The 16,671-nt window shown below is 73.3% G+C and carries 16 protein-coding genes; 10 read left to right on the top strand and 6 right to left on the bottom strand.

The annotated features are described in order from the left end of the window. Nucleotides 1–169: 169 nt before the first annotated feature. From AB0D94_RS06885 to AB0D94_RS06845, 9 genes are all read left to right on the top strand, one after another. The gene (locus tag AB0D94_RS06885; RefSeq protein ID WP_362046669.1) at nt 170–736 is read left to right on the top strand and encodes a sigma-70 family RNA polymerase sigma factor; all 567 of its coding nucleotides are present in this window, start codon (nt 170–172) and stop codon (nt 734–736) included. After that, complete coding sequence (locus AB0D94_RS06880) at nt 733–1,740, top strand: CU044_5270 family protein (protein ID WP_362046666.1); 1,008 nt, start codon at nt 733–735, stop codon at nt 1,738–1,740. The genes AB0D94_RS06885 and AB0D94_RS06880 overlap by 4 nt, the downstream gene beginning before the upstream one ends. A gap of 232 nt (nt 1,741–1,972) precedes the next feature. Beyond that, on the top strand, nt 1,973–2,701 hold the full coding sequence (locus tag AB0D94_RS06875) for a DUF2470 domain-containing protein (RefSeq protein ID WP_362046663.1): 729 nt from the start codon (nt 1,973–1,975) through the stop codon (nt 2,699–2,701). Nucleotides 2,702–2,734: 33 nt separating this feature from the next. Next, a complete protein-coding gene (locus AB0D94_RS06870) occupies nt 2,735–3,454 on the top strand; it encodes a siderophore-interacting protein (RefSeq protein WP_362046660.1) in 720 nt (239 codons plus the stop codon). 110 nt (nt 3,455–3,564) lie between these two features. Further along, nucleotides 3,565–4,233, top strand: a complete 669-nt coding sequence (locus AB0D94_RS06865) for an isochorismatase family protein (protein ID WP_362046657.1) — start codon at nt 3,565–3,567, stop codon at nt 4,231–4,233. Nucleotides 4,234–4,308: 75 nt separating this feature from the next. Then, the gene (argC, locus tag AB0D94_RS06860) at nt 4,309–5,349 is read left to right on the top strand and encodes an N-acetyl-gamma-glutamyl-phosphate reductase (RefSeq protein WP_362046654.1); all 1,041 of its coding nucleotides are present in this window, start codon (nt 4,309–4,311) and stop codon (nt 5,347–5,349) included. Beyond that, nucleotides 5,346–6,497, top strand: a complete 1,152-nt coding sequence (gene argJ / locus AB0D94_RS06855; protein ID WP_362046651.1) for a bifunctional glutamate N-acetyltransferase/amino-acid acetyltransferase ArgJ — start codon at nt 5,346–5,348, stop codon at nt 6,495–6,497. Before argC ends, argJ begins: the two co-directional genes overlap by 4 nt. A gap of 11 nt (nt 6,498–6,508) precedes the next feature. After that, entirely contained in the window at nt 6,509–7,564 is a 1,056-nt protein-coding gene (gene argB / locus AB0D94_RS06850) for an acetylglutamate kinase (RefSeq protein ID WP_362046648.1), read from the top strand. After that, nucleotides 7,561–8,739, top strand: coding sequence for an acetylornithine transaminase (locus tag AB0D94_RS06845; protein ID WP_362046644.1), 1,179 nt, complete (start codon nt 7,561–7,563; stop codon nt 8,737–8,739). The genes argB and AB0D94_RS06845 overlap by 4 nt, the downstream gene beginning before the upstream one ends. Before the next feature lie 90 nt (nt 8,740–8,829). Here the strand turns inward: AB0D94_RS06845 and AB0D94_RS06840 are convergent, their stop codons facing one another. From AB0D94_RS06840 to AB0D94_RS06815, 6 genes are all read right to left on the bottom strand, one after another. Next, nucleotides 8,830–9,309, bottom strand: a complete 480-nt coding sequence (locus AB0D94_RS06840; protein ID WP_362047003.1) for a GNAT family N-acetyltransferase — start codon at nt 9,307–9,309, stop codon at nt 8,830–8,832. A 214-nt stretch (nt 9,310–9,523) separates the two neighbouring features. After that, nucleotides 9,524–9,808, bottom strand: coding sequence for a hypothetical protein (locus AB0D94_RS06835; protein WP_362046641.1), 285 nt, complete (start codon nt 9,806–9,808; stop codon nt 9,524–9,526). Beyond that, the gene (locus tag AB0D94_RS06830) at nt 9,805–11,382 is read right to left on the bottom strand and encodes an amidohydrolase (RefSeq protein WP_362046638.1); all 1,578 of its coding nucleotides are present in this window, start codon (nt 11,380–11,382) and stop codon (nt 9,805–9,807) included. The genes AB0D94_RS06835 and AB0D94_RS06830 overlap by 4 nt, the downstream gene beginning before the upstream one ends. A gap of 211 nt (nt 11,383–11,593) precedes the next feature. Further along, a complete protein-coding gene (locus AB0D94_RS06825; protein WP_362046635.1) occupies nt 11,594–12,460 on the bottom strand; it encodes an ABC transporter ATP-binding protein in 867 nt (288 codons plus the stop codon). After that, nucleotides 12,457–13,563: an iron chelate uptake ABC transporter family permease subunit gene (locus tag AB0D94_RS06820; RefSeq protein WP_362046632.1), complete on the bottom strand. Its 1,107-nt coding sequence runs from the start codon at nt 13,561–13,563 to the stop codon at nt 12,457–12,459. The genes AB0D94_RS06825 and AB0D94_RS06820 overlap by 4 nt, the downstream gene beginning before the upstream one ends. Beyond that, nucleotides 13,560–14,636 (bottom strand): iron chelate uptake ABC transporter family permease subunit, encoded by a 1,077-nt coding sequence (locus AB0D94_RS06815; RefSeq protein WP_362046629.1) that lies wholly within the window; start codon nt 14,634–14,636, stop codon nt 13,560–13,562. Before AB0D94_RS06815 ends, AB0D94_RS06820 begins: the two co-directional genes overlap by 4 nt. Nucleotides 14,637–14,922: 286 nt before the next feature. On the opposite strand from AB0D94_RS06815, the gene AB0D94_RS06810 reads away from it, so the two are divergent. After that, on the top strand, nt 14,923–16,623 hold the full coding sequence (locus AB0D94_RS06810; protein WP_362046626.1) for an ABC transporter ATP-binding protein: 1,701 nt from the start codon (nt 14,923–14,925) through the stop codon (nt 16,621–16,623). Nucleotides 16,624–16,671 lie beyond the last annotated feature (48 nt).

The following is a 16,671-nucleotide window of genomic DNA, read 5'->3' as shown; positions in this document are numbered from 1 at the left end:
TGGACTGCGGGTGCAAGATCGAGAGCAGCGGCCCCGAGGGCAGTACGCACTCCTCCGGCTCCGCCGTAAGAGCCTGACCGACTGAGACGCAGTGGAGCTGCTGCACCCTCGATGCCCGATGCGATGAGCGTCACATGCAACGGATGGTGCCGAGCGGACACTACCCAGTGTGGACCAGCAACTGTTCGCGGAAATCTACGATGCGCACGCCCAGGCGGTGTACGCGCATGCCGTCCGCATGACGTCCGACCGCGCAGGGGCGGAGGACATCGTCTCGCTCACCTTTCTTGAAGCATGGCGGCTCCGCGAGACCCTCGACGGAGTCACGAGCCACCGGGCATGGCTGCTCGGGGTCGCCGGCAATGTCATACGCAACACCCGCAGGGCCGCGCGTCGGCACAGCGATGCAATGGCCCGCTTACCCAGATCAGAGGTCATCCCGGACCCGGCGGATGCGGTGGTCTCCCGCATCGCGGACACCGCCAGGGCATCGGCCGCGCTGGCAGCCCTGGACCAACTGCGGCGTGCCGACCGGGAGGTCATCGTCCTGTCCGTCTGGGCCGGCCTCAGCCACGCCGAGGTGGCCGAGGCGTGCGGCACCAAGGAGGCAACCGTCCGTTCCCGGCTGTCCCGGGCGCGTAGCCGCCTTCGCAAACTGACCACCGCCGAACTGGCCGCGGAGCCGGCCGAGGGGCGCGCATCCGTGTCCCGTACCGCACGGGAGGGAAACCTGTGAACGCCGCCGATGACGCACGCATCGCACCATCCGAGCGTGACGAGCTCCGCCGGCGCCTGCCCGGGCTCTCCGATGCGGAACTGCCCTTCAGGGGCCATCTCCTGATCAAGGAGCACCTGATGCGTGAAGCAGCACGAGGTGAGCAGACCGCCCCCCGCCGGTCCAGGCGCCCTCTGGCTCTTTCCCTGGCGGCAGCGGCAGCGGCAGCGGCATGCGCCGTGGCGGTTGCCTTCGCTCTGGGGGGACACGGCTCCGGTGCACGGCCCGATGCCGCTCGTCCTGAGCCCGCGGCCGTACAGCTCTTGGACCGCGTCGCGCTGGCGGCGGCGACAGCCCCCGCCCCGGCAGTGCGCGACGGGCAGTTCATGTACACGAAGACGGTCGGGCACTCCACCTCCCTGACGGAAGTCCGAGGAGGAGGGATGGAGGCGGCCCCCACCGATGAGTCGGCTGAGCGTTGGCTGTCGGTCGACGGCTCGGCCGGCATGGTGGTACGAACCGCGACCGGAACCGACAGGCACCCGCCGGAGGGCCCGCCGAGCCTCAACGGGCCGACGTACCGATTCCTCGAAACGCTGCCGACCGACCCCGACAAGCTGCTGGAGTTGATCTACGAGGACACGCGCCTCAACCACGGCTCCGGCTCGGGCTCGACCACCGGCCCGGACCAGCAGGCGTTCGTCGCGATCGGTGACCTGCTGCGGAGCATCGAGGCCCCGCCGGGCCTGAGCGCAGCGCTCTACCGTGCGGCAGCCCGGATCCCCGGTGTCGTCCTCGTTCCCGAGGTGGAGGACGCCGCCGGTCGGACGGGTGTTGCGGTCGCCCGCGTTCACAACGGTGAGCGAACCGAGTGGATCTTCGACAAGGAGAGCCTGCGGCTTCTGGGGGCGCGCACGGTGGTCCTCAAGGACAACGCCTGGGGCAAAGCTGGAACGGCTGTGACTTCGGTGGCGATTGTCGCCCGGGGCGTCACCGACCGCCCCGAACAGCTGCCGAGGTCCTGACGGCACGTTCGGGCCGAAGGATCTGCTGGTGGGCCCGCGACCTGGAGCAAGGGCACCTGCCGGGCCGCCGACGGCGCCGAGGGCCACACGCCGAACCACTGCTCGGCGCCGTACAGAAGGCCTGGACGCAGGCTCCGTTGGTTAGTTAGGTTAGCCTTACCTCAATCGAAGGGGTCTTGAGGGGATTGACTCCGCCGAGGGCCCGATTCCGTCCGTACCGCGAGGAGTTCTCGTGAACGCTGCCGCAGGCACCGCACTGTCCGAGCCGACGGCCGCCGAGCGCGTGCGCTCCGTGCTGGCGCGGGCGGTCTCGCTGTCCCTCACCACGGAGGGGCAGGGATACGACCTGATCGGCATGCACTCCGTGGACCCGAAGGGGCGGATCACGCTGCACCCTCCGGCGGACAGCCCGCTCGCCGCCCGGATCGCCCTCGCGCCGCGCGGCAGTCTCGCCGCCCTGCTGGAGTTCACCGACATCGCGCCGACCGCGGTCCGCGACCGGGTACGGGCCAGGGTGACGATCTCCGGCTGGCTGGCCCCGGCGGGCAGTCACGGCGACGGCGAGCGCCTGCGGCTCGACACCGCGCGCGTGGTGCTGCGGACCGCGGCGGGTGTGGTGGACGCGGGGTTCGACGAGGTGACCCTCGCCGCCCCCGACCCGCTCGCCGTCGAGGAGGCCGGGATGCTGACGCATCTCGCCGACGCCCACGAGGACATGGTCTCGGAGCTGCTCGGCCTGGCCGGGTCGCGGGTGCCCGCGGGTGTGCGGCGAGTGCTTCCGTTCGCCGTCGACCGCCACGGCATCACCCTGCGCTGCGAGTACGGGACGGGCCACTGCGATCTGCGCCTTCGCTTCGCCGTCCCGGCGCGGGACGCGGCCGAGGCCGGCGAGCAGGTACGGCAGCTGCTGGCGGCTCCGCGCCGGTGCGCGCACCGCCACCACTCCTCTGCGCGACACTGACTCGCGGCACACACGACCACCAGGGGGAGAAACATGGGACACGGCTGGCAGGGCGTCGCGTTCAAGCTCATGCGCGGCAAGGACTTCACCTTCACCGTCCGGTCCAACGAGCGGATCTCCGGGCACCTGCACCGGCTGAGCTTCACCGACGGAGGGATGCTGAAGGCCACGGGCGTGCACCCCACCATGTGGGTGCGGCTCTGGTTCGAGCACGAGGGGCGGTCGCACCAGCGGGGCTACACGCTGGTGGACCCGGATCCCGCCACCGGGACCTTCAGCATGGAGTTCGTGCTGCACTCAGGACCCGCCAGCGACTGGGCGCGCGCGGCCCGGCCCGGCGACACGATCGAGGCCACGCTCCAGGGGACGGGGTTCGCCCCGCCGGACCCCCTGCCGTCCCGGCTGCTCGTCGTGGGCGACCCGGCCTCCCGACCCGCCATCAACTCCCTGCTGGAGTCGATGCCCTCGACCCCGGCGACCATCTGGTTCGAGTCCTCGGACCCCGCGGAGGCACAGGGGACCCCGCGCCGCGCGGCCCCGGACCGCGAGGTGGTCCACGTACCGCGCCGCGACGGCGGGGCGCACCTGGTCGAGACCGTGAGATCGGAACTGCCCAAGCACCTCGACCCCGGTGCCTACATATGGATCGCCTGCGACACCTCGACCACCCGGACCCTGGCCGCCTTCGCGCGCAAGGACCTCGGCGTGCCCAAGGAGCGGCTGCACGCGCTCGGGTACTGGCGCGCTACATAGGGGGTGTCTCGCCGAAGGACCACCTGGGCAGAAGCGACAAGTTAGGTTAGGCTAAGCTAAATCTCGATCGGGAAGCGGGCGCGCGTACGCCATCAGGGGAGGAATTCACCATGGGCCTGCCGGCCATCGGCTCCTACCCCATGCCCGACCGCGCCACCCTGCCCCGCTCCTGCGCCTCCTGGGCCATCGACCCCGACCGCACCGCCCTGCTGATCCACGACATGCAGAACCACTTCGTGGGGCCGCTCCCGGCGGAGCACTCCCCCGTCATGGAACTCGTCGAGAACATCACGGCGTTGCGCGCGCTCGCCGGGAGCCTGGGCATACCGGTGGTCTTCAGCGCCGAGCCGGCCGCCCAGCCGCCGGGTCAGCGCGGCCTGGTCGCCGACGTCTGGGGCCCCGGCATCGAGGACGAGCCGGATGCCGCCGCGATCATCGGGCCGCTCGCGCCCAGACCGGGCGAGCACCTGATGGCCAACGTCCGGCACAACGCCTTCCTCCGCAGCCACCTCGGGCGGCTGCTGCGCTCCGAGGGGCGCGACCAGCTGATCGTGTGCGGGGTGTACGCGCACCTCGGGATCCTCCTGACGGCCGCCGACGCCTTCATGAACGACATACAGCCCTTCGTCGTCGCCGACGCGGTGGCCGACTTCTCCGCCGAGGAGCACGCCATGGCCCTGCGGTGGGCGGCGCGCAGCGGCGTGGTGTGCACCACCGAGGCCCTCCTGCGCGACCTGCTGCTCGGAAGGGCGGCGCGAGACGTTCACCGGAACGCCTGAGGGCGTACGCGTGACGGGAACCCCGGGGGCGGACCATGACGCTGCCCTCGCACGGATCGAGAGAGACGGAAGAACATGACCGTACGGGTCGCGGTGGCCGGTGCCAGCGGCTACGCGGGCGGGGAGATCCTGCGCCTGCTGTCGGCGCATCCCGGCGTGGAGATCGGCGCGGTGACGGCCCACACCAGCGTGGGCCGGCTGCTGGGCTCCGTACAGCCGCAGTTGTCCGCCTTCGCCGACCGGGAGCTGGTGGAGACCTCCCCGGCTTCGCTGAAGGGCCACGACGTCGTCTTCCTCGCCCTGCCGCACGGCCAGTCGGCCGCGCTGGCGCGGGAGCTGGAGCCCGGCACCCTGGTCGTGGACTGCGGCGCGGACTTCCGGCTGCGCGACCCGGCCGACTGGGAGCGGTTCTACGGCTCCCCGCACGCCGGCACCTGGCCCTACGGCCTGCCCGAACTGCCCGGCGTCCGGGAGGAGCTCAAGGGCGCCACGCGGATCGCCGTACCGGGCTGCTACCCGACCGCGGTCACCCTCGCGCTGTTCCCCGCCTACGCGGCCGCCCTGGTCGAGCCCGAGGCGGTGATCGTCGCCGCCAGCGGGACCTCGGGCGCCGGCAAGTCGCTCAGGACGCAGCTGCTCGGCGCCGAGGTGATGGGCTCCATGAGCCCGTACGGGGTCGGCGGCGGCCACCGGCACACCCCCGAGCTCACGCAGAACCTCTCCCGGGTGGCGGGCGAGCGGGTGACGGTCTCCTTCACCCCGACGCTGGCGCCCATGCCCCGCGGCATCCTGGCGACCTGTTCGGCCCGGCTGCGCCCGGAAGTCGGCGTCGGTGCCGCCGAGGAGCGGGCACGGGCCGCGTACGAGGCCGCGTACGGCGACGAGCCGTTCGTACGGCTGCTGCCGCCCGGGCAGTGGCCCACCACGGCGGCCGTCCTCGGCTCCAACACCGCCCAGGTGCAGATCGCCGTGGACCCCGACGCCCGCAGGCTGGTCTGCGTGAGCGCCATCGACAACCTGACGAAGGGCACCGCGGGTGGCGCGGTGCAGAGCATGAACGTCGCCCTCGGCCTGCCGGAACGGCTGGGCCTGCCCACGAATGGAGTGGCTCCGTGAGCGTGACCGCCGCCCGTGGATTCCTGGCAGCCGGAGTGGCCGCCGGAATCAAGGAATCCGGTGATCCCGACCTGGCTCTGGTGGTGAACCGGGGACCGTCCCGTGCCGCCGCCGGCGTCTTCACCTCCAACCGCGTGCAGGCGGCGCCCGTGCACTGGTCCCGGCGCGTGCTCGCCGACGGCCGGCTCTCGGCCGTCGTCCTCAACTCCGGCGGCGCCAACGCCTGTACGGGACCGGCGGGCGCCGTCGACACCCAGGTGATGGCCGAGCGGACCGCGCTGGCCACGGACACCGCCCCGGACGCGGTCGCGGTGTGCTCCACCGGCCTCATCGGCGTCCGGCTGCCCATGGACCGGATCACGGCCGGCATCGACAGCGCCGCCGGCCTGCTGTCGGCGGAGGGCGGCGAGGACGCGGCCGTCGCGATCAAGACCACGGACTCCGTGCACAAGACCGCGGCCCTGACCCGCGACGGCTGGACGGTCGGCGGCATGGCCAAGGGCGCGGGCATGCTCGCCCCCGGGCTGGCCACCATGCTGGTCGTCCTCACGACGGACGCCGACGTGAGCGCGGAGGTCCTCGATCCGGCCCTGCGCGACGCGGTGCGCACCACCTTCGACCGGGTGGACTCGGACGGCTGCATGTCCACCAACGACACGGTGCTGCTGCTCGCTTCCGGCGCCTCGGGCCTCGTACCGGACGCGGCGGAGTTCACCGGGGCCGTGCGCACCGTGTGCGCGGACCTGGCCCGGCAGCTGGTCGCGGACGCCGAGGGCGCCTCCAAGGAGATCGAGGTGGCGGTCGTCGGCGCGGCCTCGGAGCAGGACGCGGTCGAGGTGGGCCGGTCGGTGGCCCGCAACAACCTCCTCAAGTGCGCGCTGCACGGCGAGGACCCGAACTGGGGCCGGGTGCTGTCCGCGATCGGCACCACCTCCGCCGTCTTCGACCCCGACCGGCTGGACGTGGCGATCAACGGCGTCTGGGTGTGCCGCGACGGGGCGGCCGGCGAGTCGCGGGACAAGGTGGACCTGTCGGGACGCGAGATCACCGTGACCGTGGACCTGCGCTCGGGGGACGCCTCCGCGACGATCTGGACCAACGACCTCACGGCCGAGTACGTCCACGAGAACAGCGCGTACAGCTCGTGAGCGGGGCGGGGATGACAGGTACGGGAACACGTACGGGTGCCGGTGCGGGAACGCTCGTCGGACACCGCCGCGCGGACGAGCGCGCGGCGGCGGCCGGTCCGGCCGCGGCGGACCGGCCCTGGCCGGAGGAGCTCCAAGGGCGCACGGTCGTCGTCAAGTTCGGCGGCAACGCCATGGTGGACCCCTCGCTCCACCGGACCTTCGCCCAGGACGTCGTGGAACTGTGGCACGCGGGCCTGCGGCCCGTCGTCGTGCACGGCGGCGGACCACAGATCAGCGCCATGCTCGACCGCCTCGACCTGGAGGTCCGCTTCGAGGCGGGGCTGCGGGTGACCACGCCGGAGACCATGGACGTGGTCCGCATGGTGCTGACCGGGCAGGTCCAGCGGGAGCTGGTCGGCGCGCTCAACGCCCACGGTCCCTTCGCCGTGGGCATGTCGGGCGAGGACGCGCACACCATGACCGCCGTACGGCGGCCGGCGTGGGTGGACGGCCGGCCGGTGGACATCGGCCTGGTCGGCGAGGTGGTTGACGTGGACCCCGGTACGGTCCGCACGCTGCTGGAGCAGGGCCGCATCCCCGTGATCTCGCCGATCGCGCGGGGCGTGGACGGGGAGGTCTACAACGTCAACGCCGATCTCGCGGCGTCGGCGCTGGCCGTGGCCCTCGGGGCGGAACGGCTGGTGGTCCTGACCGACGTCGAGGGGCTGTACGCGGACTGGCCGCGCAGCACCGAGGTGATCGAACGCCTGACGGCGCGTGAACTGGACGCCCTGCTGCCGGGGCTGGCGAGCGGCATGCTCCCCAAGATGGAGGGCTGCCTGCGGGCCGTACGGGCGGGCGTGGGCCGGGCCCAGGTCATCGACGGCCGGGTGCCGCACGCGCTGCTGGGCGGTGTCTTCACCGAGAGCGGCGCGGGGACCACGGTGCTGCCGGACGAGGAGCCCGCGGACCGGAGCGGGCACGAGAACAACAACGAGCACGAGAACGAGAACGAGAACAAGCACAGTCACGAGCACGAGAACAAGCACGAGTACGAGCACCGCACCGAGGAGCACACCGCGTGAGCGCCGACCCCACCACACCGCTCGCGGACCGCTGGCGGGCGGTGATGATGGACACCTACGGCACTCCCCCGCTGGCCCTGGTCAGGGGCGAGGGCAGCACGGTGTGGGACGAGTCCGGGCGGGCGTACACGGACTTCACCGGCGGGATCGCGGTCAACTCCCTCGGGCACGCGCACCCGGCCGTGGTCGAGGCCGTCCAGGGCCAGGTCGCCCGGCTGGGCCACGTGTCGAACCTGTTCGTCTCCGAGCCCTCGGTCGCCCTGGCGGAGCGCCTGCTGGGGCTGCTGGGGCGGCCTGGGCGGGTGTTCTTCGCGAACTCCGGCGCGGAAGCGGCCGAGGCAGCCTTCAAGATCACCCGCCGGACCGGCCGGACCCATCTGGTCGCCGCCGAGGGCGGGTTCCACGGGCGCACCATGGGGGCGCTGGCCCTCACCGGCCAGCCGGCGAAGCGCGACCCCTTCCTGCCGCTGCCCCCGGAGGTGACGCACGTCCCCTTCGGCGACGCGCGGGCGCTGCGCGCGGCCGTCACCGACCGGACCGCGGCGGTCTTCCTCGAACCGGTCCAGGGCGAGGCCGGGGTCATCCCGGCACCCGAGGGCTATCTGCGGGCCGCCCGCGAGATCACCCGGGCCACGGGCACCCTGCTCGTACTGGACGAGGTGCAGACCGGGATCGGCCGCACCGGCCACTGGTTCGCGCACCAGGCGGAGCCGGGCATCGACCCCGACGTGGTCACCCTCGCCAAGGGGCTGGGCGGCGGGCTGCCCATCGGCGCCGCGGTGGCCTTCGGCCCCGCCGCCGACCTGCTGACCCCCGGCCAGCACGGCACCACCTTCGGCGGCAACCCGATCGCGTGCGCGGCCGGACTCGCCGTACTGGAGACCGTCGAGGCCGAGGGGCTGCTCGCGCACGTCGTACGGGTGGGCGAGCGGCTGCGCGCCGGCATCGAGGGCCTCAAGCACCCGCTGGTCCGTGAAGTGCGGGGCGCGGGGCTGCTGCTGGGCGTGGTCCTCGCCGAGCCGGTGGCCGCGCGGGTCCAGCGGGCCGCGCAGGATGCCGGGTTCCTCGTCAACGCGGCGGGGCCGGCCACCGTACGGCTGGCTCCCGCGCTGACGGTGACGGCGGATCAGGCGGACGCCCTGGTGGGCACGCTGCCCGCGATCCTCGACGCCTGAGCCGCGGTCCGACCGTAGGCCACAGGCCTTGTCCGCGGTTCGGGGCGGGTCCCTCACGGGCCCGCCCCCTCGTCGTCTGCAGGCCGTCGTCTACAGAGCGCGGGCCAGCACGCGGGCGCCCCGGCGCGGGTCGAGGGACTCCGCCCAGGCGGCCGGGGCCAGGCTCGGGGAGGCCGGGCGGAACCCGTGGCTCAGGAACAGCCGGCCGCTGCCGGTGGTCGCGGTGAACAGGGTGTCCAGGGAGCGGTTCCGGGCTGCGGCGAACGCGGCCTGGAGCAGCCGGGCGCCCATGCCCGAGCCCTGGCGGTGCCGGGCCACGCAGAAGTTGTAGAGGACTCCGGTGGCGGGGTGGACCCGGATGCCGAGGCACCCTTCCAGCGTGCCGTCCGGGGCCTGGGCGACGAGGAAGTCGGCCGCCTGGGCGATGTAGAGGGAGAGCGGACGCTCGCGGAGCGCTCCCGCCCTGACGAACGGCCGGGAGAGCGCGGCGAGCGCGGCGCCGTCGTCCGGGCGCGCGGGCCGTACGAAGAACCCGGGGGCGCCGGTCGGACGGGGTGCGAGGGGCGGCAGCGTGGCGAGCGCGGCGGGGCGCGGCGGGGCCGTGATCAAGGCGTTCCTTCCTCGGGTTCCCTCGGGCGCGGAGGACGGCAGGATCGCCGCGTACCCGATGGAACGGTCGAGGTAAGGTTAGCCTCACCTAAGGCTGACGCCAAGTCGCTGCTCCGGCCAGGGGATTCGCACCGGCCGGGCCCGCCGGTCCCTCCGGCCCGTACCCGGGACGGGGTTACCCGCACGCCCTGCCAGGGTAGTCGGCGCTCTCCGGCACCCCGGCCGCGCGCATCCGGCGCAGGACCTCCCCCAGTGCCGCGTCGTCCACGTCCACGGGGACGTTGTACTCCCGGTCGAAGACCATGACCTCGTGCTCGCCCGCCCGCCAGATGACCCAGCGGGGCGGGAACTCGGGGGCCTGCCACAGCGGGAGCAGGCGCTCCAGCGCGTTCGCCTCCGTGCGTGCGTGCACGTCCGTGCACGCGTCCGGGCGCGCCTCCATGTGCGTGTACGTGCTCACAGCTTCTTCCCTTCCGTCGCCTCGCGGCCGTCCACGTAGGTCGCGACGATCTCGATGCCGGCGATCCTGGACGGGTCCACCTGCCGCGGATCGTCCCCCAGGACCACGAAGTCGGCGCGCTTGCCCGGCGTGAGGCTGCCCGCGCTGTCGTCCCACCGGCAGGCGTGGGCACCGGCGACCGTGTACGCGCGCAGCGCCTCCTCCACCGTGACGGCCTCGTCCGGGCCGACGGGCCGGCCGGAGGCGGAGGCCCGCTCGACCATGAACTGGACGGCCCGCAGCGGGGCGCCGTCCGTGACGGGCCGGTCGGAGCTGCCGACGAGCGTGACCCCGTGGTCCAGGAATCCGCGTCCCCGGTACATCCACGGCGCCCGCTCCGCGCCCATCACGGTCGCGTAGTCGTCGCCGAAGGAGTACAGGAACGCGGGCTGGACCACGGCGCTGACGCCCAGGCGGGCGAAGCGCGGCAGCTGGTCGGGGCGGATCAGGCCGGCGTGCTCGATGCGGTGCCGCGCGTCCGGGCGGGGCCGCAGCCGCTGCGCCCGCTCCAGGCCGTCGAGCGCGAGGTCGGCGGCGCGGTCCCCGATGGCGTGGACGGCGAGCTGCCAGCCGGCGAGGTGGCCGTCCACGATGAGGTCGGTGAGGCGGTCGGGGTCGTCCTGGAGCTCCCCGGTGTGGTCCATGCCCGTGTAGGGCTCGGTGAGCGCGGCGGTACGGGCCATCATGCCGCCGTCGGTGTAGATCTTCAGCGCGCCCAGGGACAGCCACTCGTCGCCGAAGCCGGTGCGCAGGCCGAGGTCCAGGGCGCGCGGAATGCCGTCGTCCTGGTGCGCGGCGAGCGGGCGGAGCGTGTCGCCTGCCGCCATGAGCTGGACCCGCAGGGGCAGCCTGCCCTGGTCCCGCAGCAGTTGATAGGCACCGAGTTCCACCGGGCTGTTGCCCAGCAGGCCGCCTCCGATGCCCGCTTCGGCGACGGCGGTCACCCCTTCGGAGAGGCAGACGCGCGCCGCGTGTTCGACGGCGTCGGCGATCTCCGCCTGCGAGTAGGGCAGCCGCAGCCGGCGCGCGGCGGTCATGGCGCTCTCGGCCAGGAAGCCGTCCTGGTGCGGGACGTCGGCGGGGAGCAGGTCCAGTACGGCGCTGCCCACGACCGCGCCGTGCCCCGAGTCGTGCATCAGGAAGACCTTGCGCCCGTGGCTGACCCGGTCGAGCTCGGCGGCGGTCAGGTGACGGCCCATCGCCCGCTGGTCGTACCCCATGACGTCCACCCAGGCGCCGGCGGGCTTGGCCAGGGCGGCCCCCTCGACGACGGCCAGCACGTCCTCGGCGCGCAGACAGGGCTCGACGCTCGCGCTGCTCGCCTTCAGCCCGGTCCACGTCAGGTGGACGTGGCTGTCGATGAACCCGGGCAGCACGGTGGCGCCTTGCAGGTCGATCACCTCGCGGGCCGGCAGCGAGGTCACGGCCTCGTCCAGGCCCACGATCCGGCCCCGCCAGATGCCGAGGTCGTGGGCGACCGGGTGGTCCGGGTCCATGGTCAGGATGCGCGCGTTCGTCAGCCTCGTGCACAGCATGGGGGTTCCCGTCGCTAGAAGAGTGAGTCCGAAGTGGCGTCGTCCGCCCGCCAGGGCGGGCGGGGAGGGGCCAGGCGCGTGCGGCTGCAAGGCGGAGGAGGGAGTCGACGCGGAGCGTCGGCGACCGACGACAACGCCGCAGACGCGCGTGCCTGGCCCCTCCCCGCAGGCGCCACTTCGGACTCACTCATCTAGGAGGTGTCCGGCCCGGTCAGGCGCGTTCGGCGAGCACGGCGTCGTGGGGGGCGGCTTCCGCGTCCTCGGGCGCGTACCGCTTCGGTGCCGCGGGGACCATCAGCGGGGTGCCGGTCTCCGGGTCCTCGATGATGCGGCAGGGCAGCCCGAACACGTCCTCCACCAGTTCGGCGGTCATGATGCTCGCCGGGTCCCCCTCGGCGGCGATCGTGCCGCCGGGCCGCATCACGATGAGGTGGGTGGCGTAGCGGCAGGCCTGGTTGAGGTCGTGCAGGACCGCGACGACCGTGTGGCCCTTGCGGGCGTGCAGTTCGGCGCACAGGTCCAGCACCTCGACCTGGTGGGCGATGTCGAGGAAGGTGGTGGGCTCGTCCAGCAGCAGGATGGAGGTCTGCTGGGCGAGGACCATGGAGAGCCAGACGCGCTGGCGCTGGCCGCCGGAGAGGTCGTCCACGGGCCGGTCGGCGAGTTCGAGCACGCCGGTCTGGCGCATCGACTCGGTGACGGCCTCCTCGTCCTCGGCGGACCACTGCTTGAGCAGCCGCTGGTGCGGGTAGCGGCCGCGGGCCACGAGGTCGCCCACGGTGATGCCGCCGGGGGCGTTGGAGGACTGCGGGAGCAGTCCGAGGCGGCGGGCCACCTCGCGGGAGCGGTACGAGGCGATGGCGGCCCCGTCGAGGTAGACCTGGCCGGCCTTGGGCTTCAGCATCCGTGCGAGCGCCGTCAGCAGCGTCGACTTGCCGCAGGCGTTCGGCCCGATGATCACGGTGAAGGAGCGGTCGGGGATGTCGACGCTCAGGGACGTGGCCACCGTCCGCTGGTCGTAGGACAGCGTGAGGTCCTCTGCGCGCAGCCGGGGCTGCGGCGAGTTGGTTCCAGTCATGCGCGGCTCTTTCGCGACTCGGTGATCAGCAGCCAGATGAGGTACAGCCCGCCGATGGCGCCGGTCGCCGTGCCGACCGGGAGCAGCGCGGGCGCGAAGGCCCGCTGTACGACGAGGTCGCTCAGGAGGAGGAGGAAGGCACCCATCAGGGCGGACGGCAGCAGCGCGGGGCCGGACGACCGGGTGAGCCTGCGGACCACCTGCGGCGCGGCGAGGGCGATGAACCAGATGGGGCCGGTGACGGCGGTGGCGAAGGCGGCGAGGGCGACGCTGATGACGAGGAGGGCCGTACGGGTGCGCGAGACCTCGACGCCGAGCGCGCTGGCGGTGGTGTCGCCCATCTCGACCATGGCGAGGCGGCGGGAGAGGAGGAAGGCGGGCGGCAGCAGGACGGCGAGGGCGAGGCCGATGGCGTTGGCGTGCGTCCACAGCCGGTTCCCCAGGCTGCCCACCAGCCAGGACTGTGCTTCCAGGGCTTCCTGGAAGGTCGCCCGGGTGATCAGGTAGGAGTTGACGGCGAGCAGCAGGGCGCTGACGCCGATGCCGATGACGACCAGCCGGAAGCCCTGGATCCCGCGGCCGATCATGAGGAGGTGGACGGCGAGGGCGGTGGCGAGGCCGCCGGCCAGGGCGCCCAGGGCGATCTGGGTCATGCTGCCGTGCAGCACGATGATCACGACGAGCGCGCCCACGGCGGAGCCGTTGGTGAAGCCGATGATGTCGGGGCTGCCGAGGGAGTTGCGGGTCAGGCTCTGCAGGATCGCCCCGCTCACCGCGAGGGCCGCGCCGACGAACACCGCGGTCAGGATGCGCGGCATGCGCAGGGTGTTGACGACGAAGTCCGCGGCGCCGGAGCCGCTGCCGGTCAGGGCCTGGACGACCTCCCCCACGGAGAGCTGGAAGTCGCCGGTGGTCAGCGTGATGCCGATGAGCACGACGAGCGCGGCGACCAGGAGGGCGGTCACGGCTGCGGTGCGGCCCTGCACGCGCAGCGAGATGCCGCCCACCCGGACGATCCGGCCGCTGACGACGCGGGGGGCGGGGGTCTGCCCGGATCCGGGCACGGAGGCGGCGGAGGCTTTCGTCTCCGGTACGGCGCTCACAGCATGACCAGCTTTCGACGGCGGCACAGCGCGATGAACAGGGGTGCGCCGATGAAGGCGGTGACGATGCCGACCTGCACCTCGCCGGGGGCGCCGAGCACCCGGCCCAGGACGTCCGAGCCGACGAGCAGCACCGGTGCGAGCACCATCGAGTACGCGAACACCCAGCGCTGGTCGGCGCCGACGATGAACCGGGCGACGTGCGGCACGGCCAGGCCGACGAAGCTGATCGGCCCGACGGCGGCGGTGGCGGCGCCGCACAGCAGCATCACGGCGATGGCCGCCAGGACGCGGGTGCGGCCGACGTTCACGCCGAGGGAGCGCCCCATCTGGTCGCCCATGGCCAGGGCGTTGAGGGAGGGGGCGAGGAGGAAGGCGACGACCAGGCCGACGGCGACGAACGGCAGGACGAGCAGCACGATGTCGTAGTACCGGCCCGCGAGGGAGCCGACCGTCCAGAAGCGGAACTGGTCGAAGGCCTCCGGGTCGAAGAGCAGCACGCCCCAGTTGAAGGCGTACAGCACGGCGGTCACCGCCGCTCCGGCGACGACGAGCCGGTCGGGGGTGGCCAGCTTCCGCCCGGAGGAACCGAGGAGGTAGACGCCGACCGAGGCGGCGGCGGCTCCGGCGAGGGCGAACCATACGTAGCCGAGGGGCGAGGCCACACCCACGAAGGCGATGGCGACGACGACGCCCGAGGAGGCGCCCAGGTTGACCCCGAGCAGTCCGGGGTCGGCGAGCGGGTTGCGCGTCAGAGCCTGCATCAGGGCGCCGGACAGCCCGAGCGCCACCCCGACGAGGACGCCGAGCAGGGTGCGCGGTATCCGGTACTGGTGGACGATGACGGAGGCCTGCGACCCGTCGGGGTTCCACAGGAGGTCCCAGGTCGAGGCGAAGGGGATCCCCCGGGAGCCCACCCAGACGCTGACGAGCGAGATCAGGACGAGCGCGCCGAGCGTCACGAGAAGACCGAGGCCGCGCAGGGCCACGGCGGCCCGGCGGGCCGCGGGAACGAAGGGTTCGGCGGGGTCACCGGTCTTGGTTCCGGACGCCGCCTGGGCTTCGACGGACAACGACCACTCCCCTGGCGGCGGAATTCGAGTGCCCCGCGAGCCGCGCGAAGCGTGAACGAGAACATGGCTATGCCGCAGGCGACATGACATGCAATCATTGAACTTAGGTGAGCCTAACCGCACAGTCGCCACGGGGTCAACGCAGGGGCGTGACCTGACAGGATGCCCGGACCGCGGAGTGCCTGCGGGGGCCCGCGGGCACCCTTGGCAGACGCTCAAATTAAGGTAGCCTTACCTAACCATCCTGCCCTGTTCTTCATCCTGCCCTGTTCTTGTGGAGGCGTGCATGCCCGCTGGAAAACCAACGGGAGGCACCGTCCTCCGGAGAGCCCTCGCCGATCAGCGTCGCCGTGTCACCGGAGCATCGCTCCTCGGCATGGCGCACCAGGCGTGCGAAGCCCTCGTCCCGGTCGTCATCGGTCTGGTCATCGACGAGGCGGTGGGGACCGGTTCCTCCGGCGCCCTCCTGCGCTGGCTGCTGGTGCTCGCCGCCCTGTTCTTCATCCTGTCCAACTGCTACCGCAACTCCGCGCGGCTCGCGGAGGGCGCGGGCGAGAGCGCCGCGCACCGGATCCGGCAGGACCTCGCCGCCCGGGTGCTCGACCCGCGGGGCGGCGCCGACAGCGGCCGGCTGCCCGGCGCGCTGACGGCCGTCGCGACCGGCGACGCCCGGCGCGTCGGCTCGGTCGCGTCCGCGCTGCCGTACACGCTGTCCGCGGTCGCCGGTCTGGCGATCAGCGCGGTCGCCCTGCTGCGGATCTCCGTACCGCTCGGCCTGCTCGTCCTCCTCGGCGTACCGCCGATGCTGTGGCTCGGCCACGTCATCAGCCGCCCGCTGGAACGGCGCAGCGAGGCCGAGCAGGAGCACGCCGCCCACGCGTCGGGCGTCGCCGCCGACCTGGTCGCCGGCCTGCGCGTGCTGAAGGGCATCGGCGCCGAGGCCGCGGCGGTCTCCCGCTACCGCGAGACGAGCCGCAGCTCGCTGGCCTCCGCCCTGCGGGCGGCCACCAGCCGGGCCTGGCACGACGGCGCGATCCTCGCCCTGACCGGCATCTTCATCGCGGCCATCGGGCTCGTGGGAGCCCATCTGGCGATGCGCGGCGACATCACCGTGGGTGAGCTGGTCGCGGCCGTCGGCCTCGCGCAGTACCTCCTCGGCCCCTTCCAGCTCCTCACCTACGTCAACGGCGAGTTCGCCCAGGGCCGGGCGTCGGCCGACCGGATCGCCGAGGTCCTCGCGTCGCCGCCCGCCGTCGCGGCCGGTACGGCCACGCTGCCCGACCCGGTCGCCGGAGGGCTCCGGCTGCGCGGTGTCACCCAGGGCGTGCTGCGCGGCGTCGACCTCGACATCGCGCCCGGCACCCTCGTCGGTGTCGTCGCCCGCGACGCGGCCGCCGCGAACGACCTGCTGCTCTGCCTGGGCCGCGAACTCGACCCGGCCGAGGGGACCGTCGAGCTCGACGGCGTACCGCTGACCGAGCTCGGCCCCGACGACGCCCGCCGCGCGATCCTGGTCGCCCACCACGACGCGGACCTCTTCGAGGACAGCCTGCTCGCCAACGTACGCGCCGGCGCCACGGCCACCGAAGCGGCGGACATGGCACCCGCGCTGGCCGCCGCGACGGCGGACGACGTCGCCCAGGCCCTGCCCGAGGGCGTCGACACCGTCCTCACCGAGCGCGGCCGGTCGCTGTCCGGCGGCCAGCGCCAGCGTGTGGCGCTCGCCCGCGCCCTGGCCGCGGACCCGCCGGTCCTCGTCGTCCACGACCCGACCACCGCCGTCGACACCGTCACCGAGGCCCGGATCGCCGCCCGGCTGCGGGACCTGCGCCGGGGCCGCACCACGGTGCTCGTCACCACCAGTCCCGCGCTGCTCGCCGGAACCGACGTCGTGATCATGCTCGACGACGGCCGGGTGGCCGCCGAGGGCAGCCACCCGGAGCTGGTCGCCGCCCACGAGACGTACCGCTCGGCGGTGCTGGCATGACGGCCGCCCAGGACCGGGACCCCCTGGACCCACGACCGCTGGACTCTC

It is taken from the genome of Streptomyces sp. NPDC048255 (genome assembly GCF_040652415.1).
Classification (GTDB): Bacteria; Actinomycetota; Actinomycetes; order Streptomycetales; family Streptomycetaceae; genus Streptomyces.
The sequence above is the reverse complement of the archived record's forward strand: the minus strand, read 5'-3'. Positions and strand labels throughout refer to the sequence as shown.